The following is a 21364-nucleotide window of genomic DNA, read 5'->3' as shown; positions in this document are numbered from 1 at the left end:
AAAGAGGGCTAGAACTAGCCCTCTTTTTTTTTGCTAGTCATAATAATCAATCTAAACTCTATTTCGTTATCCCTACATATGCAATAGAATCGCCTGAATTCTCCGGATCGGTAAAACTCGGGTTGATTGACTTGTAAACAGCACTTCCCCCTCGTAATTCCTTTGATCCTCCAGAATAGAACTGAACCGCTATTGAGTTGAAATCACCGTCGCCTCGGAATCCATAGGGTCCTGAGCCGTTTTTGAGAACCAGAGCAATCCTGAAATCAGTAAGAATTTCGCCTAAGGATTTCGTAACACCATACTTAGTTAACGCAGAAACGATGACATTTGATGAATTGTCATTGCTAAGAAGAATATCTCTGAATATTGCATCATTGCCTGCCTGAGCTCTTATGTATTGAAGGAAGATATATGATAAAGCATAGCTGGATAGAGTATCTCCATTGTCACCCCAATACAGAACTGAGTGTCCGTCTCGGATCCTAGGAGAACTATTGAAGTACGAGATCCTTCTGGAAAGAACACCAGAGTAAAGATGTTCAGCAGCCAAAGATAACCCTTCGTTTAGCCATGTTGGCATTGTGGAACCCTTTTCAACAAGAACATTTCTGTTGTAGTTCACCATGTGTTGAAACTCATGTGCAATTGTGGAGAAAGCCCTGGAAACATCAATTGGGTTTGTCTTAGGATAGTGCATTGATGGATAAGTATCAATATAGAAAAGTTCACCCATGTTAGATGTTGAATGATTGAACAGGTCACCCGAGCTAAAGTAACCGGCATAATACGAGCCAGTTGTCTCAAAACTATCTTGTATATCGAAGCAAAGGATCTTCACTTTACCGTTTACGTCAAGATCTGAAGGAGTGTAGAAGTAATTAGCAATAAGTGGATATATACTATCGTCAAACTCGCTACCAAGCTGCTGGGCTTGTTGCTGACCTATCTCTTCTGTATTCTCAACCCAAATCTCAGACTTAGATCCTGAATATTGAAGGGTTGCAGTTAGTTTCTCGGTGGTATTAGTCTTGAAGTTATAGACCCAGAATTCCGATGTGCTTCCAACTGCTGCAACCTCAAAATTGTCCCCGAGTTTTACAAGCTTATCAAGTGTCAAACCCTCTGGCTCCGGAAGGATTGGATTCATAGCATAAGCTTCCAGAGGAAGGTCGTCCGGTAAAGAAGCTGTTTGAACGAAATCCTCAGACAGGGAACCCGTATTTTCGTAAGAATAGCAATCTGGGTTTTCGTTACTTATTAGCAATAAATCGCCCATGTAAACGGGCCCTACCTTGTCGACCCCGTCAGCCGGAAGGGAATTCTTCGTCGAGAAGCTCCATACAGAGCTTTCGGAAGTAGCTCCGTTACTGTCCTTTGCAACGATCTTCCAGTAGTATGTGACCCCTTCACTGAGGTTCGTAGACTGCCAGTTATTGGCTAGGATATCTGATGCCACTTTTTCCGGACTTGAAGAAGAACCGAAATAAATGTCAAAGACAAGAGCATCGCCGTCTGAATCTGAACAAGTCCAGGAAAGCTCTATGGATAACTCTTGATCGACCGAACCACTTGCGGGCGATGGTGAACCCGGAACGGCTGGCGGGTTGTTCTGCTCTGTCACAGTTATCGTAAATCCATCCGCTGCATACCCACCTCTGCCATCGTAAACCTCTATTGTGATCTCGTGAAGTCCCGCATTCAGTTCACTAGTGTCAACTGAATAGATTCCGCCTGAAATACTTCCAGGACCAGATAAAAGCGAGTAAGAGAGCGTATCACCATCCACATCTGCCGAATGTTCGCTTAGCAGCAACTCCAATACTTCGCCCTCGGAAACCTCTCGATCTTCAAGGGAAATCGTTGGAAGTGAATTGTAAACTGCTTTTGCAGCAGTCGGCTCATCAATAATGAACTCCAGAGTTGAGCTCTCTCCTGCCTTCACTCCGTTTACCGACCAGTGAAGGAAGTTGTAGCCTTCCACCGCTGCAGCATTCAATACAACTTTCTCGCCATCGTGATACCATCCTGTGCCACCAATCTGAACTATACCGGAGGGTTGGGTCGCTGTCTCGAGTTTGAATTCTTCGCCGAAAGCTGCAACGAAAGAAAGGTTGGAGTTCAGTTCTATAGTTCTTGTATTTAGGGTACTTCCGTCATTCCAAGCGGAGAATACATATCTGACATCGTTGCCAGCGATCTGTGTTGAAATGTCCTTCTCTTGAGGAGTAATCGTGGATATCGAGTGTGAGGATTCTTCTGCAGCAGTGATCTGGCATGGGGAAACCATTTGGTTGCCATCAATCTTGACAAGCAGTCCTTCAGGGGTAGTTGAAACAGTCAGAGTCTTGTTGCTGACAACTGCTTCTTCGTAGACTGCAACAATCTTCTTCGGAGAATCAACGGTTACAGATAAGGGATTTCTGACTGCTTTTGCTCCATCAACACTCCAGGAAACAAATTTGTACCCTGAAACCTCTGGCGCGTTTATATTAAGAGAGTAGCCCTTCCTATACCAACCAGTTCCTCCGATTTGAGCGGTTTCCGATGACACCTCCACTAGATACTCTGTATTTGCAATTGCTTCAAGTCTGATATCTTCGGTTAATTCAACGGTTCTGGTATTTTCAGCCAATCCATCTGCCCATTTTGAGAAAAGGAATCTTGTATCATTTCCCAATACCTGTTCACTATTGTCTTTCTCCTGTGAAGCTGGGAAGGAAACCTCGATGGAGGTTCCGCTTTCGAAGACAAAACTCTTCGGAGCGGAATAGACTTCGTTGTTAAGGCTAAACACGAGACCTTCGGGATTGGACGTTATCTCAAGAGTCGATTCTTCCTTGTTTCTGTAGACAGCTAGGATCTTCGTTGGTCTCTCAACCACCAGATCAAGAATCTCTCCGTCTACACGTTCTCCGTTAACTTCCCAGTGCGAAAAAGTGTATCCGATTAAATCATTTGACTCGTAAGAAATAAAAGAGCCTTTGGCTTTCCATCCTGCGCCTGGGATTTCTGAAAGTCCTTCAGGCATTGTACCCGTTTCAACGAGGTATTCGATTTCCATTGTCGCCGTGTATGACTTGTCTGAGTCGAGCTTTATCGTTCTCTTGTTAGTCTCTATTGAATCGTTCCATCTGCCAAATGTGTAGCGCGCGTCTATTCCTGTAACGAACTCCGATTCATCTCTTGTTTGAGGTTCGGGTATTTCGACAGTAAAAAGGTCACCATAACTGCCAGACAGAGAAGCGGGCGCAGTAAAAGTCTTATCGTTTATCAGAATTTCCAGCCCCGACGGGTCGGTATCTAAAGAAAGCACATGCCCTACAAGACTGTAGTTAGCAACAATACTCTTCGGTGAATCAACTATCAAAGAAAGCTCTTTAGTCAGCACATCTTCGCCATCCACTTCCCAGTGTGAAAAGATGTAGCCCGGGACTTCGGGAGCAACGTAAGAGACTGAAGAACCAGCCGTCTTCCAGGCTGCACTAGAAAACTCACTTATTCCTTCTGGAACGGTTGAAGTCACAGTAAGATATTCAATTCCAGTAATTGCATTCAAAGATAGATCGCTATTCAGCAATACCGTACGGGGATTACTTGTACCACCATCGCTCCAGGATTTGAAGGAGTATCTAGTGTCTGTACCGTTAACGAGATTACTAAGATCCCTTTCCTGAGGAAGAAAGGCAACTGTGTGTGATTCCCCTTCTTCAGACTTGATAGAGTAGGGGGTGAGAATTTCCTGGCCATCCACACTCATATTCAGTCCGGTGGGTTGTGAATCAATCTCGAGAGTTCTTAGAGGTCTGTTCTCATAGACAGCTTCAATCTTCGTTGGTCCATCGAGTTTCAAAGAGAGCTCCTGACTGTATTCTCTACTTCCATCAATATTCCAATAAGCGAAGTGATAATCTCCAACTTCAGCAGGTGCGCTCAAGTCAAGCTCCGTATCAACTGGATAAAAACCGCTTCCAACGACTTCGACAAGATTTCTGGGGCTCGTTGATATAGAGACCCTAACATTCTTCACTGTCTTGATTTCCACTTTCTTATTCGAATCGGCCGTAATTGCTCTTGGATTCGCCTTAGATCCGTCGGCCCAGCCATCGAAAACATGTATAACCTCAGTTTCTTCAAGTGGTTCTTCTTCTATAACTTTGACGACTACAGTCTCCTGGGGTTTAAGGTTAAGAACTAGCGGGGTTTTCTGGACATCTGAAGCTTCATAATTCGCCTGTTCGATGTCTTTTAGAAGGGCAACCGAAATTGCATCCGGCTCCGAAACAACCTCCACAGTGAATAGGTTCACTCTGGGAACGCAACTGCTGAAGATCAAGGCTATGAAAAGTAAAACGCTTATTAGAATTGTATTCCTGTATCTCCTCATAAGATCTCCTCCGGACGGTTAGTGAAAAACCAGGTGTACAGAAATATTATATACGATTCATTCATGAGTATTACTAAATTTGATCTATTCTTTCGATATAATCATATGATTAGTTTTTGAGAATACGAAATTCGACATTATTCAATCAATTCTCATGAATGCATACATCATTGTGGGGATTATAGGAATCATTAATCCGTGGAAGAACGTACGAATGATTTTCTGGGAAGATTCAAATCTAGTAAATATAGAATTATTTACTCTAAGTTTACATACTTATAATATCCACTATTTAACTCCTGAGAATTCTAGATTGTCATCAAAAACAAGGAAGTATGATGAATTTGCTATATGGAGTAGAGGCAATTTTATATAGCATTCTTTTGATTTCACACCAAGAATGCACACATGGGATCTGCGAAATTCTTTGAAAGGAAATAACTAGATACGCTTGTACTCAGGAAAGTTTGATTCCCTGTTGATTGCTTACACCCCAAAATGAATGGAATTAGAGGAATGAATTTTCGAAACAGACATCGACTGCTTCGCTTTTATAGACAGCTAGCCTTTGAACACCTTTTGCCATCTCCAATACTTGCAATAATGCGATCAAATCTGATCGTTCTTTGTCAAAAATGGAAGTTAGGAAAGCCTAGCATTAAAATTACAGATTTAATTGCCGTATCCTATGTATGTTCTGGATTGAAGGCTCAGATACTATTGGCCGGGTGGTGGCGTCCACTCGCCAGTCCATGTACCTATTTTCTTCGTAAGGTCATCAAGAAAGATCTCTCCATCTTCTACTGACACTCCATCGTCAGCCTCCAGGACATGCCCTGTGAAAAGGACAGTTCTTTCATTCCCTCCATAGTTAACAGTTGCATGCATAACTAGGTAATTTTCCGGCCTTTCAGATACCGTTCCCTCCACAGGAGCGCTCAGAAGAAAGTACCAACCCGTTCCACTGAAATCGCTTCCCTCCTGCCTGGTGATATAAAGGGTTCCAGTGCCAGAGACATCTGTGCTACCGTAAACGACTCTTCCGGCTAATGCCCAAGTACCTGCAATCTCAACAAACCCGGCAGGGTTAGACTTGAAAACACATCCAGATAGCAAAACTAAAGTGATAATTAGTATTGTGAAAATTAGTCGCTTCAAAACCTCCACCTTCTTTGATGAAGTTTATTGTTTGCTTCCAGACCAGGTTCCGATTCTTCTTTCGGGATTCAGAAGATAGATATCCCCAGAAGGGACTTGGGCATAAACCGCATCCCCAACAGTTTTTAGCGCACCTCTCAACCGCACGTCGTACGTATTGCCCGAACCTGTGAAATCATCAACCGTCGCGTCAATGGCCATTACAAGATTATCGAAATCAAAACTGACATTGTTGATCGTTGTTGTCATCTCTGAATGAAGTGGATTTCCGCTTTCGTCTTCGTAATCCGCCTCGAATGACATCGTTACGTTGCCTGTAAAGTTGTAGTTCAGTGATTCAATGGTGGCAGTACCGTTTCCAGTTGCATCCACCTGGCCAAAGGAAGAGCTATTATAGTCAATTGTTCCAGTGAACGTCCACGTTCCGAGATATGGATTGGCATAACCGTAATTGTTGGCGAAGACAATAAAGTCTGGCCCGTCGATCTTTCCGTCAGACACTCCTTCCTGAGAAAATATCTTTCCCCAAATTCCTGAAAATGCTTTGCTTGCAGGATTCTCGAGTGAACTCATGTCGTAAATTGCTTCATACCCTGGAGCGCCGAGCGCATTTCCGTAGCTCTGAGCAAAAGGTATGAAATCGAATCCCTCGACCTGACCATCACCTGTGAAATCCCCAAGCAATTTTGGGTCAGTTCCGTTTGATTCATAGTAAATGTCGTCTATATCCCATATCTTAATCAAAGTAATCAGGTTTTCTTCTTCTAATCCTTCAATCCTCAGTATTTCTTCACCGCGATTTATCTCTGACCCCTTTGCAAGAGCAATTAGAGTTTTTTCATTGACATATTTGACAATCTTTAGATAGCCATCAGGTACAACTACTGTTGAGAAATCTATTTTCTCGTCAATTAACAATTCAATAGCATCAGCTTTGGACCTAAGTATGAAAACTATATCGTCGTCGGCAAACTTCGTCTCTACACCGTTCTCTTCATAAGGCTTAATGTAACAGCCAGAAAGTAAGATCGCCATGAGAACAACAAAAGCAAAATATCTGAACATTTTCATGGTCACACGCCCCCATCAGTCAATTCCTCAGAATCAGTTTTCATTTACTGTTATTACACCTTTCTTAAGCCCCAGTTCTGGATAAGTCTTTTTCAACCCTCCGGCGGTGATATAGTTTGTCTCAAAAAACACGCCACCCTCACTCTCGTAGGTGGTGAACTTGACATCACTTATGCCTGCTTTCTTGGGCAAAAGATACACACGAATTAACTCTTTCTCTTCGTTTATCTCGGTTGACGCACCTGATATGGCTATGTGAGCTATTCCGGGCGAGGGATTCTTTTCAATTGTTATCCAGCCAGCGATTCTGCAACTACTACCTTCCCAGCTGAGGACATTAGGGTCATACTCAATTACAACTTCAATCAGATTCACTGCTCCAAGCCCAACTCCGTTTATTTTTACGTGGCTCTCTTCATCAACAACAAAATAGGCGTCTGCAATCGATATCTCGCCTGCATCAGCAACAAAAACCGCTTCCAGACTGACATTACCCGCAATTCTAAAAGAGTATGGGTTCTGGTCTGTAAGGAAAGCACCGTCGCTTTTCCAATGCAGGAAACGATAACCTTCGGAGTTAATCGCGTTCAATGTAACCATCTCACCTTTCTTATAACTTCCGCCCCCTGTTACGTTGCCTCCGCCAGCCGGCGTTATCTGTACCACAACCTGGAATGTTGGTTTTATGCATCCGGTCAACGAGATGATTGAAATGATAAATACTGAAATCAGGCAGATCTTAATTACTCGCTTCACAATTATCGCCTCTCAGAAGTTAGTTTGTGATGGTTATTGTACCTTCATCAAGTATCAGATCTGAACCGCTTAGTCTTGTCCCTTCAGCGGTGATAATATTCGTCTCGAAAGGAACATTACCCACAGAGGTATAACTAGTGAAAGTAATATGGCTGGTTCCTATCTTCTTCGCAGTCAATTCTATTGACACGATACTCGTTAAATCATCTATAACTTGCGTTTTACCGCCAGTAATGGCAAGAGCAAGATGTATGATTCCGTTTCCAGGATCGCTTGGAATAACCTGCCAATCAATAGGTAACTTTCTTCTAAAATCCCACGAATCTCCAAAGTACTCAGTATCAAACTGAAGCACTATTTCAATGAAATCAACTTCTCCAAGATTCTGAGCCCTAACTAATATTTCAAGAGGCTCGCTCACTGAGAAAGCGCTGTCTACCACTTCAATCATAGGCTTTTTCTCCAGAACAACATTTACAGTTCTACTAGAATCAACAACGATACTCCCCGAGATATCGCCATAGCCATCTTTGCTTACTGTGTATTGCTTTTCACCAACTGTGATACCCGTGAATAGGGCTTCCCCTTGATTATCTGTCGTCTTTGTCTCACTATTAAAAGTCACATTTGCTCCCTGAACAGGTCCTTCCGAATCGCTCACGCTGAAGGTTATACTATATGTTATCTCGCTGAAATTAGCAGTTATTGACTTATTCCCATCCATTGTTATGTTTACGGGATTAGTCGATCCAGTAAGGTCACCGCTCCAAGAATCGAAGTTCCAACCAGAGTCCGGATTAGCAGTAAGTTGAACAACTTCACCATGTGTGTAGGTTGCCTTGTCGGGATTCTTCGTTACCGTTCCCTGGCCAACCGAACTCACTGTGAGAGTGTAAGTCTTCTTCACCAGGGTGATATCGACACCCTTGTCACTATCTATGTTGACTGTTCCAGTTGCACTGTTATAGCCTTCTTTGCTGACAGTATATGCTTTGCTGCCAGTGACAACGCCGGTGAAAACGGCCTTGCCCTGAACATCCGTAACCTTAGTTTCTCCGTTAAAGGATACCTCTGCCCCTTGCAAAACTCCCTCAGAGTCGACAACGCTGAATGTAACTGAGTAGACCCTGACGAAATTGGCAACCAGATTTCTGTTGGCAGTGATGTTGAAAGTGTAGGTAGAGTTATCGCTCACGACCACTCCACCTTCAGTCCAGTTGACAAATCTGTATCCTTCATTTGCGGTCGCCTGACAACTTACCTGAGCACCATGATTATATGTTCCGCCTCCATTTACACTGCCCCCTTCCACGGGGTTTGAAGAGACGCTTACCGTGTAGGTCTTTATCTTAAAGGTTGCAGCAATTGTATGATCACTTGTCACGTTGCTAAATGTATATGAACCAATAGCTCCCTCAGTAGCTCCGTCGACTTTTACGTCTTGTATATCATAGCCTGTATTGGCACTTATGCTGAAGCTCTGATTCGATCCATGATTGACCTTCACTTGTCCCGAAGGGCTTATGGTACCTCCTGCTCCTGCAGAAGCGGTAATCGTGTACTGTACTATTGAGAAGTTCGCAGTCACCGTTTTGTCAGAATTCATTGTGATGCTCTCCGGATTGGTCGAGCCGGCAAGATCTCCACTCCAACCCGTGAAATTCCAATTATCTGCAGGATTGGCCGTGAGCTGCACGACTTCTCCGTGGGTGTATGCCGCCTTGTCGGGATTCTTCGTTACCGTTCCCTGGCCTACAATATTCACTGCAAGGGTGTATGTTTTTTTGGTAAGTGTTACGTCCACGCTCTCATCACCATCAACGTCCACATTTCCCGTTGAGTTGTTGTATCCTTCTTTGCTGACGGTGTACGCCCTGCTTCCAACAAGTACACCGGTAAAAACGGCCTTCCCCTGAGCGTCTGTGGCCTTACTATCACCATTGAAAGTGACGTTCGCTCCTTGGAGGGTTCCAGATGAATCGCTCACATTGAATGTTACTGTGAACGTCTCGGGTGGCAATGTCGTGAAACTAACAGAAATTGTATGACTTGAAGTTATGTTTGTTGAAAGTGTAAGTATCTCTTGGGCCGACGGATTCACCATCCACAATAACATCCTCCACACTGTAACCCTCTGAAGGGCTGATAGTAAATGTCTTGCTCGATCCGTGCTCGACGATGACTTCACCGGAAGGATCGATGCTTCCACCCGTCCCTGCGCTGGCCGTTATTGTATAGGTCTTCTTAGTAAGTGTGACATTAACACTTTTGTCACTATCTACGTTGACTGTTCCAGTTTCATTGTTGTAGCCTTCTTTACTGATAGTATATGCTTTGCTGCCTGAAAGGACATTGACAAAAACGGCCTTCCCCTGAACATCCGTGTTCTTCGACTCGCCGTTGAAGGATACCTCTGCCCCCTGCAAAGTTCCTTCTGAGTCTGTGACATTGAAGGTTACTGTGTACGTCTCGGGCGGCAATGTCGTGAAGCTAACAGATATTGTGTGGTTTGAAGTTACATTGCTGAAAGTGTAAGTATCTCTTGGCCCGACGGATTCGCCATCCACAAGAACATCCTCCACACTGTAACCCTCTGAAGGACTCATAGTGAATGTCTTACTTGATCCATGTTCGACGATCACTTCACCTGAAGGATCGATGCTTCCGCCGGTCCCCGCACTTGCCGTTATTGTATAAGACTTCTTAATTAAAGTGACATCGACACTCTCGTCGCTATCTACCTTGACTGTCCCGGTTGCATCCTCATATCCGTCTTTGCTAATAGAGTAGTCCTTGCTTCCAGGCAGCACATCTGTGAAAACTGCCTTCCCTTCAGAGTCGGTCGTTTTCGCGTCACTATTGAAGGACACTTCCGCACCCTGAATGACTCCACCAGAGTCGCTGACTGTGAACGTTACGGAATAATAATCCTCGCCAACGACTTGAACGCTTACCTTCTTTACGGCAGTCTTGTACTTGTCCTTTGTTCCTTCAATAGTTATCTCTGCCTTTCCCGCAGATATACCAATTACAACGCCTGTCGATGAGACTGAAGCAACCGACTCATCGCTCGAAGAGAATTTTACCGTCGCATCTTCTGGCTTCACTTTGAACTCTATCTGTATTGATTCGCCAACGCCGATCGTGAGTGATTCGCTCTCCAGTGAAATAGTTACATTTCTAAAAAGAAAGCAACCTTGAGTGGCAAAAAGCATAAGAACAAGCAAAATAGCCAGTGCAAATGATGAAATCCTTTTCACAGAAATCTACTCCTTGAAGGAAATATTTAATTTAAGAATATCTGCTATTACGATATTCTACCATGTTGCCGTCTGATTCAAAAAGCAAAGTGAGATTAACTCTTGTTTGTTTCTACAATCATTCAGTTCTGCCAGACGAGCCAAGGGCATCTCTTATCCTTTCCGCATGAACTCCCCAACCGGCATTCAAGAACTGGTTTTCTTCGATTTCTCGACCGTCTCTTCTCACCTTCGGACTGAAACCGAGTGGCAGATGCACCGTTCTGCTTTGGACGCCCCACACTCTTCCTTTCGTATCTAATATGGGACCTCCACTTTGACCGAGAAGGCCGGGAGAAGAAGTCTCGATGAACTTCGTCATATTCTTAGCCCCTTTGAAAGCCGGTGCTTCAACTGTTCTGGTGTAAATTCCATCGATTGGGTAAAGTGAGGGCAGACTCTTACCATCCATGATGAATCTAGAGTTCTTTTCATCAAAGGAAGCACGAATTCTGGAAAAGGGGTATCCCACCCTGCAAAGACTTGTCCCAATCTTCATTTCATCTTGTGTCACAAAAGCAGGGTACTCAACTATCTCATCCGGATCAAATGGTTCAAGTCTTCCGATTACCAGGTCATCCTCAGGAAATGGTCTGATATCCTTGAGGACCTTTCCATCTCCACCCCACCAGAATGAATGATTCTCGATTCTTTTCGCAGGCTCTATGTTATTCTGGTTGTGCTGTTGCTTGAACATAAAATAAGAATGCCATAGGTGGGCCATTGTCACTATCCATCCTTCTCTGTTCAACACAATGAATGATCCGCAATTTGCGACGACCTCTCCCGCTCCATTCCGCGTAAGTACCACTACCGGTCTTGTAAACTGGCTTGCAATTCTAAAAGCTTCTGAAAACATGTTGCACCTCCAATAGCATTCGCCGAATTTCTCATCTCTTCTAACTCTTGGACAGCATTTATGATCCATGCTGACAGTGAATTCTTCCCATTAGAATGGTAACACAACGTGGTTACTCGCCCCCGACTAATGAGGTACAATTTAGCTGAGCAATGATATCGGAATAGGAGTGATCTTTTGAAAGTAGCCTTTAGAACCTTTGGATGTCAGATGAATATCAACGATACAGAGGCAATGATGGGCGTTCTATCGAAAGCCGGTCACGAAATTGCTGTCAGTGAGGAAGAGGCTGACGCCGTCATCGTAAATACTTGCGCAGTTAGGGCAAAGTCCGAAGACAAGTTATACGGCAAACTCGGGCAGTTGAAAGCAGTGAAGAAGCGGAAAGGAAGACTTCTCGTAGGTGTCTGTGGATGTGTAGCGGAAAAGAATGCGCTAGAGTTACTCACTCACAAAGAGGTTGACTTTGTATTTGGGACTCGTGCAATCACTAGAGTAGATGAACTGCTCGGCAGAGCGGAGTCAGGTGAGAGATTCATTGAGATGGGTGATTTTATCGACGAACTCGATTCAACCACTCCTAGAATCAGGACAAGCGCGCATCACGCATGGATAACCATAATATTTGGATGCAACAAGTTCTGCTCATACTGCATAGTACCCTACACCAGAGGCAGGGAAAAGAGCAGAAATATGGATGATATACTTTCGGAAGCGAGAGAACTTGCCGTAAATGGTTACAGAGAAATCACCTATCTCGGACAAAATGTGGACTCGTATGGAAAGGATCTTGAAGATGGTTCTTCCCTTGCAAAACTGATTAGAGAGACTATTGAGATAAACGGGATTGAGAGAATCTGGTTCTTGACATCTTATCCCAGGGATTTCAGTGACGAACTAATAGATGTGATAGCATCCTCGGAAAAAGTGTCTCGTGCGATTCATTTACCGGTTCAATCTGGAAGCAACAGAATTTTGAAAGACATGAACAGAGGTTACACTAGGGAATACTATCTAGACCTACTAGGCAGGGTTAAGAATAGGATTCAAGGAGCTACTCTCAGTACTGATTTGATTATCGGGTTTCCCGGAGAGACTGAAAAAGAGTACGAAGAGACAGTGTCGCTAGTAAAGGAAGTTAGGTTTGAGCGCGTCAATCTCGCTATGTATTCGCCAAGAGAAGGCACCCTCTCTGCAAAGAAGATGAAAGATGATGTGCCTCAAGAAGTTAAGACGAGAAGATTAAACGATCTCCTTGCAATTCAGAAACACATTAATAGGGAAGAGAACGAAAAGTATCTTAATGAAACAATCGATGTCATTGGAGAAGGCAAGGTAAAAGGGAATGGCAAAATCTACGGAAGAACAATGAACAACAAGATAGTAATTTACGAGGCCGAAGCTGATCTGATCGGTCAACCTGTTAAGATCAGAATAGTACGGGTATCGGCTGGACCTTTGTACGGAGTGATAGTCAAATAGACTTGTGAAGGCAGCGGAGGGGAACGAGGTTAGAGGTCGGTGGTCAGAGGTTAGAAAAAGCAAAGGATCAGTTGCAAGATGCAAGTTCCAAGATGCAAGTTGTAAGAAGAAGACCTTTTTCTAAATGGCGATGAAGTAAGCTCGTTACTGACATCAACAAGAGAGCGAGATTCTGAATCAAGTTCAGAATGACGCGATGTGATGTTTTCGTAAGGCCCGCCGGGATGCTGAAACAAGTTCAGCATGACAGGATGTGATGTTATCGCAATCGCCTAACACTGTCATCCCGAACTTGATCCGGGATCTGGGTTCTTGAAGACCGTGGTCCGTGGTAGCAGGTAGGGGGTTCGAAAGAACAAGAGAAATTCGAAAAACAAGAGAAACTGGTTGATCGTTAAGCGTTTCTCCGTCCTCAGAAAAGAACGGTTGCAAGTTCCAAGATGTAAGTTGTAAGAAGAAGACCTTTTTCTAAATGGCGATGAAGTAAGCTCGTTACTGACATCAACAAGAGAGCATCGAGATTCTGAATCAAGTTCAGAATGGCGCGGTGTGATGTTTTCGTAAGGCCCGCCGGGATGCTGAAACAAGTTCAGCATGACGGAATCCTCGACAAAGAACCGAAAACTTGGACGTGCAGCGACTAGCGGGTTTTTGTTCTTAAGCGTGCAGCGGCTATTTCGAAGGACGGGTTCATGGTTTGGGACGAAGGACTAAGGACGGCTTCTGATTCAGCATGATGGAATCTGACTTTCTCGCAATCGCCTAACGCTGTCATCCCGGACTCGATCCGGGATCTGGGTTTTTGAGAAACCGTGGTTGTGGGTCACACGTTGCTGGTAGGAAGAACAGGAAAATCGCTGTTCGTTGAAAAGTTCTCCGTTCTCCGAAAAGAGAGAACAAGATGCTGAAACAAGTTCAGCATGACGTATTTAGACGTTTTCGGAATAAGCATTCGTAGTCATTGCGCGGAGCCTGCCCCAAAATGCTCCTGTTTGGGACCTCTGTTCAGGGTCATCCCGGACTTGATCCGGGATCTGGGTTCTTGAAGGCGTGGTCCGTGGTAGCAGGTAGGGGGTTCGAAAGAACAAGAGAAATTCGAAAGAACAAGAGAAACTGGTTGATCGTTAAGCGTTTCTCCGTCCTCAGAAAAGAACGGTTGCAAGTTCCAAGATGCAAGTTGTAAGAAGAAGACCTTTTTCTAAATGGCGATGAAGTAAGCTCGTTACTGACATCAACAAGAGAGCGAGATTCTGAATCAAGTTCAGAATGACGCGATGTGATGTTTTCGTAAGCCCCGCCGGGATGCTGAAACAAGTTCAGCATGACGGAATCCTCGACAAAGAACCGAAAACTTGGACGTGCAGCGACTAGCGGGTTTTTGTTCTTAAGCGTGAAGCGGCTCTTTCGAAGGACGGGTTCATGATCCTGGACGAAGGACCAAGGACGGCTTCTGATTCAGCATGACGGAATGTGACTTTCTCGCAATCGTCTAACACTGTCATCCCGGACTTGATCCGGGATCTGGGCTTTGCTCGAAGGACGGGTAAGAACTTTTGGAGTTCATATTCTTGATGGAGTCGGTAGTCCTTCTTGAAGCTTGCACCTTGCAGAACATGTAGTTGAATAGAATCGCTGCCGGCGAGCGCTGTATATGGGAGGTTCATATATGAAAGTACTCGGTCTCGTAGTTGAATACAACCCCTTTCACTATGGACATCTCTACCACCTCGAGAAGTCAAAAGACCTTGTGAAGCCCGATGTGACCGTTGCGGTGATGAGCGGAAACTTCGTCCAGCGAGGCGAACCGGCCATCGTCGAGAAGTTTGCAAGAGCGAAAGCGGCCCTAAAGCAGGGTATCGATCTCGTTGTTGAGCTTCCTGTGGTCTATTCTTTGCAGGATGCTGGTGGATTTGCCACGGGAGCTATCTGGACTCTTGACCACATTGGAGTGACGGACATAGTTTTCGGCAGCGAAACAGATGATACGGAACTGCTGAAAAAAGTTTCGAAAATCCTAATCGAAGAACCGGAATACTATAGAGATCTACTTAAAAAGCATTTGAAGAAGGGCCACTCGTTCCCCAACGCAAGGAAGTACGCCCTCAGGGATTTCATACATATTGAAGATAAAAATCTTTCTCACAGAATAGAAGAGATTGGTTCGTCCAACAATATCCTTGGCGTCGAATATCTAAGGGCAATTAACAAGATTGGCAGCAAGATCGCACCTCTCTCGATCAAGAGAGTGGGCTCTTCTTATACGGATGAAGAACACAGAGGCAAGTTCTCATCGGCAACGGCAATAAGAAAACTCATTCAGAAAGGCGACATTGAAAGCGCTTCTCAAGCTATCCCCAAAGAGCCGTTTGACATAATCTTGCAGGAAATCAGAAGCGGAAGAGGTCCTGTATTCAAGGAGGACGTAGAATCGTTTTTCATCTCATTTTACAGACTTTTGTCAAGGGACGACTATAATAGGTATTACGGATTCGTTGAAGGCCTGGATGCGAGATTTCAAGAGTGTTCCCTTTCAGGAAGCCTTGAAGAGTTTCTCCACTGCGTCAAGTCGAAGCGGTTTACTCTGTCCAGAATAAGAAGACTTATGTATTATCCCGTCTTCAGATTCACCGATAATCTTATAAGAAAAAGCAACGAATTCGGCCCCCAATACATTCGAGTACTGGGCTTCAATGAAAAGGGAAGAAATCATCTTTCGAACATCAAGCACTCAATGAAGATTCCAATAATAACTACGGTTTCTCTATGGAGAAAGGTCGTAGATGGAGCATTGAAGAAGGAAATGAAAATAGATGCAGATCTTTTAGAGGCTCAGCTAGAAAGGGATTTTGCAGCCGTTAGATTCTACGCAAGCCTTTTCAAATATCCCGAAAGCAGATCGAGATGCTCCGACCTATTATCGAGAGTCATATACAACGAGGAGGACTCTTAACCAGTGCTTATCCAGGTTGCGATATCGAATTCCCCACTATATGACACATATACTTATATGACTGATTCTCCAGTCGAACCTGGAGAAAGGGTTGAAGTGAACTTTTCGGGACGCAACACTGTGGGTTATGTTGTATCGCTGGAAGGTAAGACTGGGAGATACAGGATAAAGAGTATAAACAAGAGATTGGACGGTAGGCCATTTCTCTCATCTAAGGATCTCGAACTGGCGGAGTTCGTCATGAAAGAATATATCGCGCCTCCTGGAAAGGTCTTCGATCTCTTCTTCCCGCCTGGAAAACTCCTATCTGTAGATGACTTTGTCGTGCCGCTTTCCGACGAGCTGGGATTCTCTCCAACCAAGAAAGATAAGTTTATTAAGCAATATGGAGAGGAAAAACTTACAGAGCTTCTTTCATTGCGTGACGTCAAGATCATGCATAGCTTCGAAAGGAGAACTCCGAAAAAACGCAAAATTAGACGCATATCACTCTCTTTGAAAACAGACCTTTTGAAGCAGAACCTTACTCCACTCTGGCAAACGATAGTCGACTATCTTCTTTCCGTTGAATCTGCCGAAGTTTCCGAACTTGAAAAAAAGCTGCAGCTCAAAAGCAGAAGTCCGATTGAAACCTTGATTTCTAAGGGAATTCTAACTGAAGAGGAGACGGAAGAAGACGATTCTCACTGGGTGATTCCCGCAGTGACGGAACTTAACGGTAAGCAGAAAGAGGTCTACAAGAGCATAATGGAGAGCGGATCGAAAGCCTTTCTGCTCCATGGACTTACCGGGACGGGAAAAACTGAAGTCTATTTTAAAGTTATGGAGTACTTGTTGAATAAGGGCAGACAAGTCCTATATCTCGTCCCTGAAGTCTCTCTAACACCACAGCTTCTCGCGAGAATAAGAGGTGCTTTTCCAGGCAGAGATGTAAGACAATACCACAGCTATATGGCTAAAGGCTTGAGACAGCAAATATGGCTAGACGCAGTTGAAGGAAATGTTGACATCCTTGTCGGTACTAGAAGTTCACTTTGGGTACCGATGAAGAACACCGGTCTAATAGTCGTTGACGAAGAGCATGACACAAGTTTCTATCAGCAGAGCGTGCCTTACTATGATGGAGTCGAAGCCGCTATGAAGAAGGCCGAGCTGTTGAATGTTCCCATAATTCTTGGCTCGGCAACTCCAAGAGTGAGTCACTATCACTTGACGGAATCTGGAAAACTGATTCTTCTCAGCCTTACCGAAAGACCCGTCGGTTCCTTCCCAATAATTGAGCTTATCGATATGAAGGAAGAAAAGAATCCCATAATCAGCAAGAGGGCTCTTGAAGAGATCAAGAAAACTATTTCGGCAGGGAAGCAGGTCTTCGTCTTCGTTCATAGAAAGGGCTATTCAAATTACGTTGTTTGCTTTACGTGCGGAAATACGATTACCTGTCCACACTGTTCGGTTTCAATGACCTACCATAAGGCCGACAATTCACTGAAGTGTCACTACTGCGGTTATAAGGAGCCTATTCCAAAAACCTGTCCCAGCTGCGGATCAATGACGCTTTCTGCAAGGGGCTTTGGAACAGAGAGAGTCGAACACGATCTTCAAAAATACTTTCCTTCAGCGAAGATTATGCGGATGGACAGGGAGACTATCGATAACCCAGTGGCTTATGAAAAAGCCCTTCTTGAGATCTCAAAGAAGGAGTCTCAGATAATCGTTGGAACCAAGATGATCACCAAAGGTCTTGACTTCCCAGATGTTGAAATGGTTCTCGTGGTCGATGCAGACAGGCTGATGAGTTTCCCGAGTTACGACAGTCCCGAAACTGCATTCCAGCACATATCTCAAGTCAGCGGACGTTCCGGCAGAGCCGGCATAGGGAAAGCCTTCATTCAGAGTTTCAACCCGAAGAACAGGATAATCAAAGCGGCATTCGAGAGAGACTACGAAGCCTTCTACAAAGATGAGATAGCTCTCAGGAAGGAGCTAAACAATCCTCCATTCGCTAAGATCGCAGAAATCATATGCTACGGTGATACAGAAGACAAGAGCGGTGAGCTGGCAGAGAGAATTCTAAGTGAAGTCAAAGCAGAAAGACTCGATACAATAGAGGTCTTTGGCCCTCTCACACCACTGCTTTCGAAGCTTAAAAACTCCTACAGAATGAAGATAACGATAAAACTTCCTTCAGATAGTGATTGCGGATTCCTCGAAAAGATCCAAAAGAGACATCCCGCCGATGTCCAGATAATAATAAACGGAATCGGCGGAATTATATAGTCTTAAAACCCTCTTTTCAGTTCTCCTGGGAAGAAGCAGGAAACGTAATGACCTCCGCCAATATCTTGCAGCTTAGGCTCTTCTTTGGAGCAGATATCCTTTGCAATTGGACATCTCGGATGGAATCTGCAACCGGTTGGCGGGTTTATGGGACTTGGCACATCCCCTTCAAGAAGAATTCTCTGCTTCTTTTTCTCGGGGTTGGCCTCTGGAATTGCCGACATTAGAGAGACAGTATAAGGATGAAGTGGGTTATCGAAAAGCTTCTTTTTGTCTGCAAGTTCGGCTATTTTCCCAAGATACATGACGGCCACTCGTTTGCTTACGTGCTTCACGACACCGAGGTCGTGGGCAATGAAGAGATACGTGAGGCCAAAATCCTTTTGCAGATCGCTGAGGAGATTAAGAATCTGAGCCTGAATCGATACGTCGAGAGCCGAGACGGCTTCGTCACAGACAATGAGCCTGGGATTCAAAATGAGAGCTCTGGCAACGCCTATACGTTGCCTCTGACCACCGCTGAACTCGTGGGGGAATCTAGACATGTGATCCTTTGAAAGACCTACTTTTGTCATTATGTCGGCCACTTTGTCCATAACATCTCTGCCGGTAGCGAGTCCGTGAATTCTCGCACCCTCGCCAATAATATTCTTGACTCTCATCCTGGGATTTAATGAAGAGAAGGGATCCTGGAAAATTATCTGAGCATCTCTTCTGAATGCTTTTCTCTTTTCCTCTCTGTTTCCCAGAAGACTCTTTACGAATTCCCCGGCGTCCTCGTTGAATTCTTTGAAGTACTTCTCTGCCATTTTTTTGTCAAAGCCGTCTTCGATGGAGCTGATAGCACCTTCGACCGATCCCGACTTCTCTTTAAGGTCAGAAAACTTCTCGATGTAAGTTTGCTTAATATACTTTCTGGCTTTGAGAGAAGGCATAAAGAAATGGGTAGTGTCTTCGTCGCCCACAATTATTCTTCCCGAAGTCGGCTCGTAAAGCCTGAGAACAGTCATACCGGCTGTGGTCTTTCCGCAGCCGGATTCACCGACCAGTCCAAGAGTCTCCTTTTCGTAAACACTGAAGCTTACGTCATCGACAGCTTTGACCTGAGCAACGACTCTTCTAAAAACACCTGCCTTCACCGGAAAGTACTTCACTAAATTATCCGTTCTGAGGAGAAGTTTGCTTTTGTTATCGTTGCTCATGCGCTCTCACCTGCCCTTGCCACTTTGATCGTTTCGATAAGTTTATCTATGTGCCAGCAGGCAGCTGTATGATCATTTTCTATCTCAACCAACGGTGGTTCTTCCTTTCGACATTTTTCCGTTGCGAGAGGACATCTTGTGTTGAATCTGCATCCATCGGGAAAATCTAGAGGATCGGGGACTACACCGGGAATATTATAGAGAACCTCTTTGTCCTCATCCAGCCTGGGGATCGCGTTCATAAGCCCCCATGTGTAAGGATGCCTTGGATTTTTGAACAAAGTGTGTACATCGGCGTATTCAACGACCTTTCCCGCATACATAACCACCACTCTCTGAGCCATCTCGGCTATTACCCCGAGATCGTGAGTAATCATCACGAGTGCCATGCCATATTGATCTTGTAAAGACTTCATCAGCTCGAGAATCTGAGCCTGAATTGTCACATCCAGAGCCGTGGTAGGTTCGTCGGCAAAGAGCAGTTTAGGATTGCAGGACAAAGCCATTGCAATCATCGCTCTCTGGCGCATTCCTCCGGAAAGCTCATGAGGGTATTCATCTATCCTTTTCTCCGGTTCAGGAATCCCGACTTTCTTGAGCATATCTATGGCCATTTGCCGGGCCTTCTTTTCATCTACATCCTGATGAAGCAGAATCGCCTCCATGATCTGGAATCCTATTGTAAAGACTGGATTGAGAGCAGTCATGGGTTCCTGAAAGATCATGGCCATTTCGTTTCCCCTGATCTTCATCATCTTCGATTCAGGAATTGCCATGACGTCTTCGCCGTCGAAGATGATCTTGCCACCTGCTATCTCACCCTTTTCGTCAAGAAGTCTCATAATAGAGAGCGATGTCACGCTCTTTCCGCAACCCGATTCTCCGACTATTCCGAGAGTCTCACCCGGAAAGACGTCGAATGTGACTCCATCGACGGCTTTCACGATTCCATCTTCTGTATGGAAATAAGTTCTTAAATCCTCAACCTGCAACAGTGCTTTCCTTTCATTCATGACTCAAACCTCCTCAGCTTCTCATTCTCGGGTCAAAGATGTCCCTAAGGGCATCTCCAACAAGATTCCACGCAAGAACGAAGAGCACCATGGCAGTACCAGGGAAAACAATGGCAAACCACGACTGGTCGAGCATAGTCATCCAGTTCCTTGAATAAGAAAGTATTGTTCCCCAGTCGGCATAACCCGGTTCTGCACCAACTCCTAGAAAGCTCAGTCCTGCTGCAGTTATGACATAAGATCCAATTCTCATTGACATCTGAACAACGACTGGAAAAATCGTGTTGGGAAGGATATGTTTAATAATGATCTTCCAATCTTTCTGTCCCAGAGCCTTGGCAGCGAGAACATATTGTTCTTCTCTAGCTTGAAGAATGTTTCCCCTAATGAGACGTGCAGTGCTCATCCAGCCGAAGATTATCAGCGCGATTATGACTTTATCTAGCCCCTTTCCCAAAACCGTAGTCATTACCATAGCTGCAACGAGGAAGGGGATTGACAAGAATATGTCCGTTATCCTCATTAGGATTTCGTCAACCCATCCTCCGAAATACGCGGATATCGAGCCAACAATCACCCCAATAAGGGCAGCCATACTGGTAATTATCAAACCAAGTCTAAAAGCCGTTCTAGTCCCCCAGATTACGCCGTAGAAGACATCCCTCCCACCGATTACTCCGAAGGGATGTTCTGCAGAAGGCGCTATTGGTTTTGATGACCAGGAAGCTCTTGGAATCTGGTAGTTATCACCCATCTCATTGACGCCTGCTATCTGAGGGGCAAATATTGCAATGATTATGAAGAAGATCAACAGACAAGTACCAAGAACCGCGGTTCCGTTTGTCCAGTATTTCTTCATGATCTTTCTAAATTCACTCTTTCTCTTTGCCGGCATCTGCATTTTCCC

General features: G+C 44.6%; 13 protein-coding genes. 3 read left to right on the top strand and 10 right to left on the bottom strand.

The window, feature by feature from the left end; all coding sequences use genetic code 11:
* Positions 1-58 precede the first annotated feature (58 nt).
* The 7 genes from THEBA_RS13705 to THEBA_RS01235 all read right to left on the bottom strand — a co-directional run bounded on the left by THEBA_RS13705 (position 59) and on the right by THEBA_RS01235 (position 11530).
* A complete protein-coding gene (locus THEBA_RS13705; RefSeq protein WP_014730122.1) occupies positions 59-4387 on the bottom strand; it encodes an InlB B-repeat-containing protein in 4329 nt (1442 codons plus the stop codon).
* A 717-nt stretch (positions 4388-5104) separates the two neighbouring features.
* On the bottom strand, positions 5105-5545 hold the full coding sequence (locus tag THEBA_RS01260) for a hypothetical protein (protein WP_014730121.1): 441 nt from the start codon (positions 5543-5545) through the stop codon (positions 5105-5107).
* A 24-nt stretch (positions 5546-5569) separates the two neighbouring features.
* Positions 5570-6616, bottom strand: a complete 1047-nt coding sequence (locus THEBA_RS01255) for a hypothetical protein (RefSeq protein ID WP_014730120.1) — start codon at positions 6614-6616, stop codon at positions 5570-5572.
* Between the two features lie 33 nt (positions 6617-6649).
* On the bottom strand, positions 6650-7372 hold the full coding sequence (locus tag THEBA_RS01250) for an InlB B-repeat-containing protein (protein WP_014730119.1): 723 nt from the start codon (positions 7370-7372) through the stop codon (positions 6650-6652).
* A gap of 19 nt (positions 7373-7391) precedes the next feature.
* Positions 7392-9476, bottom strand: a complete 2085-nt coding sequence (locus tag THEBA_RS01245; RefSeq protein ID WP_041928056.1) for an InlB B-repeat-containing protein — start codon at positions 9474-9476, stop codon at positions 7392-7394.
* Positions 9403-10632, bottom strand: coding sequence for an Ig-like domain-containing protein (locus THEBA_RS01240; RefSeq protein ID WP_014730117.1), 1230 nt, complete (start codon positions 10630-10632; stop codon positions 9403-9405). The genes THEBA_RS01245 and THEBA_RS01240 overlap by 74 nt, the downstream gene beginning before the upstream one ends.
* A gap of 118 nt (positions 10633-10750) precedes the next feature.
* The gene (locus THEBA_RS01235; protein ID WP_014730116.1) at positions 10751-11530 is read right to left on the bottom strand and encodes a S1 family peptidase; all 780 of its coding nucleotides are present in this window, start codon (positions 11528-11530) and stop codon (positions 10751-10753) included.
* A 177-nt stretch (positions 11531-11707) separates the two neighbouring features.
* Here THEBA_RS01235 and miaB point away from each other — a divergent pair, with 177 nt between their 5' ends.
* From miaB to priA, 3 genes are all read left to right on the top strand, one after another.
* Positions 11708-13012 (top strand): tRNA (N6-isopentenyl adenosine(37)-C2)-methylthiotransferase MiaB, encoded by a 1305-nt coding sequence (miaB, locus tag THEBA_RS01230; protein WP_014730115.1) that lies wholly within the window; start codon positions 11708-11710, stop codon positions 13010-13012.
* A 1666-nt stretch (positions 13013-14678) separates the two neighbouring features.
* Positions 14679-15962 carry a nucleotidyltransferase gene (locus THEBA_RS01210; RefSeq protein WP_014730114.1) on the top strand — a complete coding sequence of 428 codons (1284 nt, stop codon included), beginning with the start codon at positions 14679-14681 and terminating at the stop codon, positions 15960-15962.
* 3 nt (positions 15963-15965) lie between these two features.
* Positions 15966-18242, top strand: a complete 2277-nt coding sequence (priA, locus tag THEBA_RS01205; RefSeq protein ID WP_014730113.1) for a replication restart helicase PriA — start codon at positions 15966-15968, stop codon at positions 18240-18242.
* Positions 18243-18244: 2 nt separating this feature from the next.
* Here priA and THEBA_RS01200 read toward each other — a convergent pair whose 3' ends face one another.
* From THEBA_RS01200 to THEBA_RS01190, 3 genes are read right to left on the bottom strand one after another with little or no spacing between them, the layout of a single operon-like run.
* A complete protein-coding gene (locus tag THEBA_RS01200; RefSeq protein ID WP_014730112.1) occupies positions 18245-19444 on the bottom strand; it encodes an ABC transporter ATP-binding protein in 1200 nt (399 codons plus the stop codon).
* Positions 19441-20457, bottom strand: coding sequence for an ABC transporter ATP-binding protein (locus tag THEBA_RS01195; protein ID WP_014730111.1), 1017 nt, complete (start codon positions 20455-20457; stop codon positions 19441-19443). The genes THEBA_RS01200 and THEBA_RS01195 overlap by 4 nt, the downstream gene beginning before the upstream one ends.
* Positions 20458-20470: 13 nt before the next feature.
* Complete coding sequence (locus THEBA_RS01190; protein WP_014730110.1) at positions 20471-21352, bottom strand: ABC transporter permease; 882 nt, start codon at positions 21350-21352, stop codon at positions 20471-20473.
* Positions 21353-21364: the final 12 nt, after the last annotated feature.

The organism is Mesotoga prima MesG1.Ag.4.2 (assembly GCF_000147715.2).
Lineage (GTDB): Bacteria > Thermotogota > Thermotogae > Petrotogales > Kosmotogaceae > Mesotoga > Mesotoga prima.
The sequence above is the reverse complement of the archived record's forward strand: the minus strand, read 5'-3'. Positions and strand labels throughout refer to the sequence as shown.

Excerpts from the sequence above, each read along its gene's own strand:
- THEBA_RS01190 (WP_014730110.1), bottom strand. The coding sequence starts at position 21,352 with ATGCCGGCAAAGAGAAAGAGTGAATTTAGAAAGATCATGAAGAAATAC.
- THEBA_RS01210 (WP_014730114.1), top strand. The coding sequence starts at position 14,679 with ATGAAAGTACTCGGTCTCGTAGTTGAATACAACCCCTTTCACTATGGA.
- THEBA_RS01195 (WP_014730111.1), bottom strand. The coding sequence starts at position 20,457 with ATGAATGAAAGGAAAGCACTGTTGCAGGTTGAGGATTTAAGAACTTAT.
- THEBA_RS01255 (WP_014730120.1), bottom strand. The coding sequence starts at position 6,616 with ATGAAAATGTTCAGATATTTTGCTTTTGTTGTTCTCATGGCGATCTTA.
- THEBA_RS01200 (WP_014730112.1), bottom strand. The coding sequence starts at position 19,444 with ATGAGCAACGATAACAAAAGCAAACTTCTCCTCAGAACGGATAATTTA.
- THEBA_RS13705 (WP_014730122.1), bottom strand. The coding sequence starts at position 4,387 with ATGAGGAGATACAGGAATACAATTCTAATAAGCGTTTTACTTTTCATA.
- THEBA_RS01235 (WP_014730116.1), bottom strand. The coding sequence starts at position 11,530 with ATGTTTTCAGAAGCTTTTAGAATTGCAAGCCAGTTTACAAGACCGGTA.
- THEBA_RS01245 (WP_041928056.1), bottom strand. The coding sequence starts at position 9,476 with ATGGTGAATCCGTCGGCCCAAGAGATACTTACACTTTCAACAAACATA.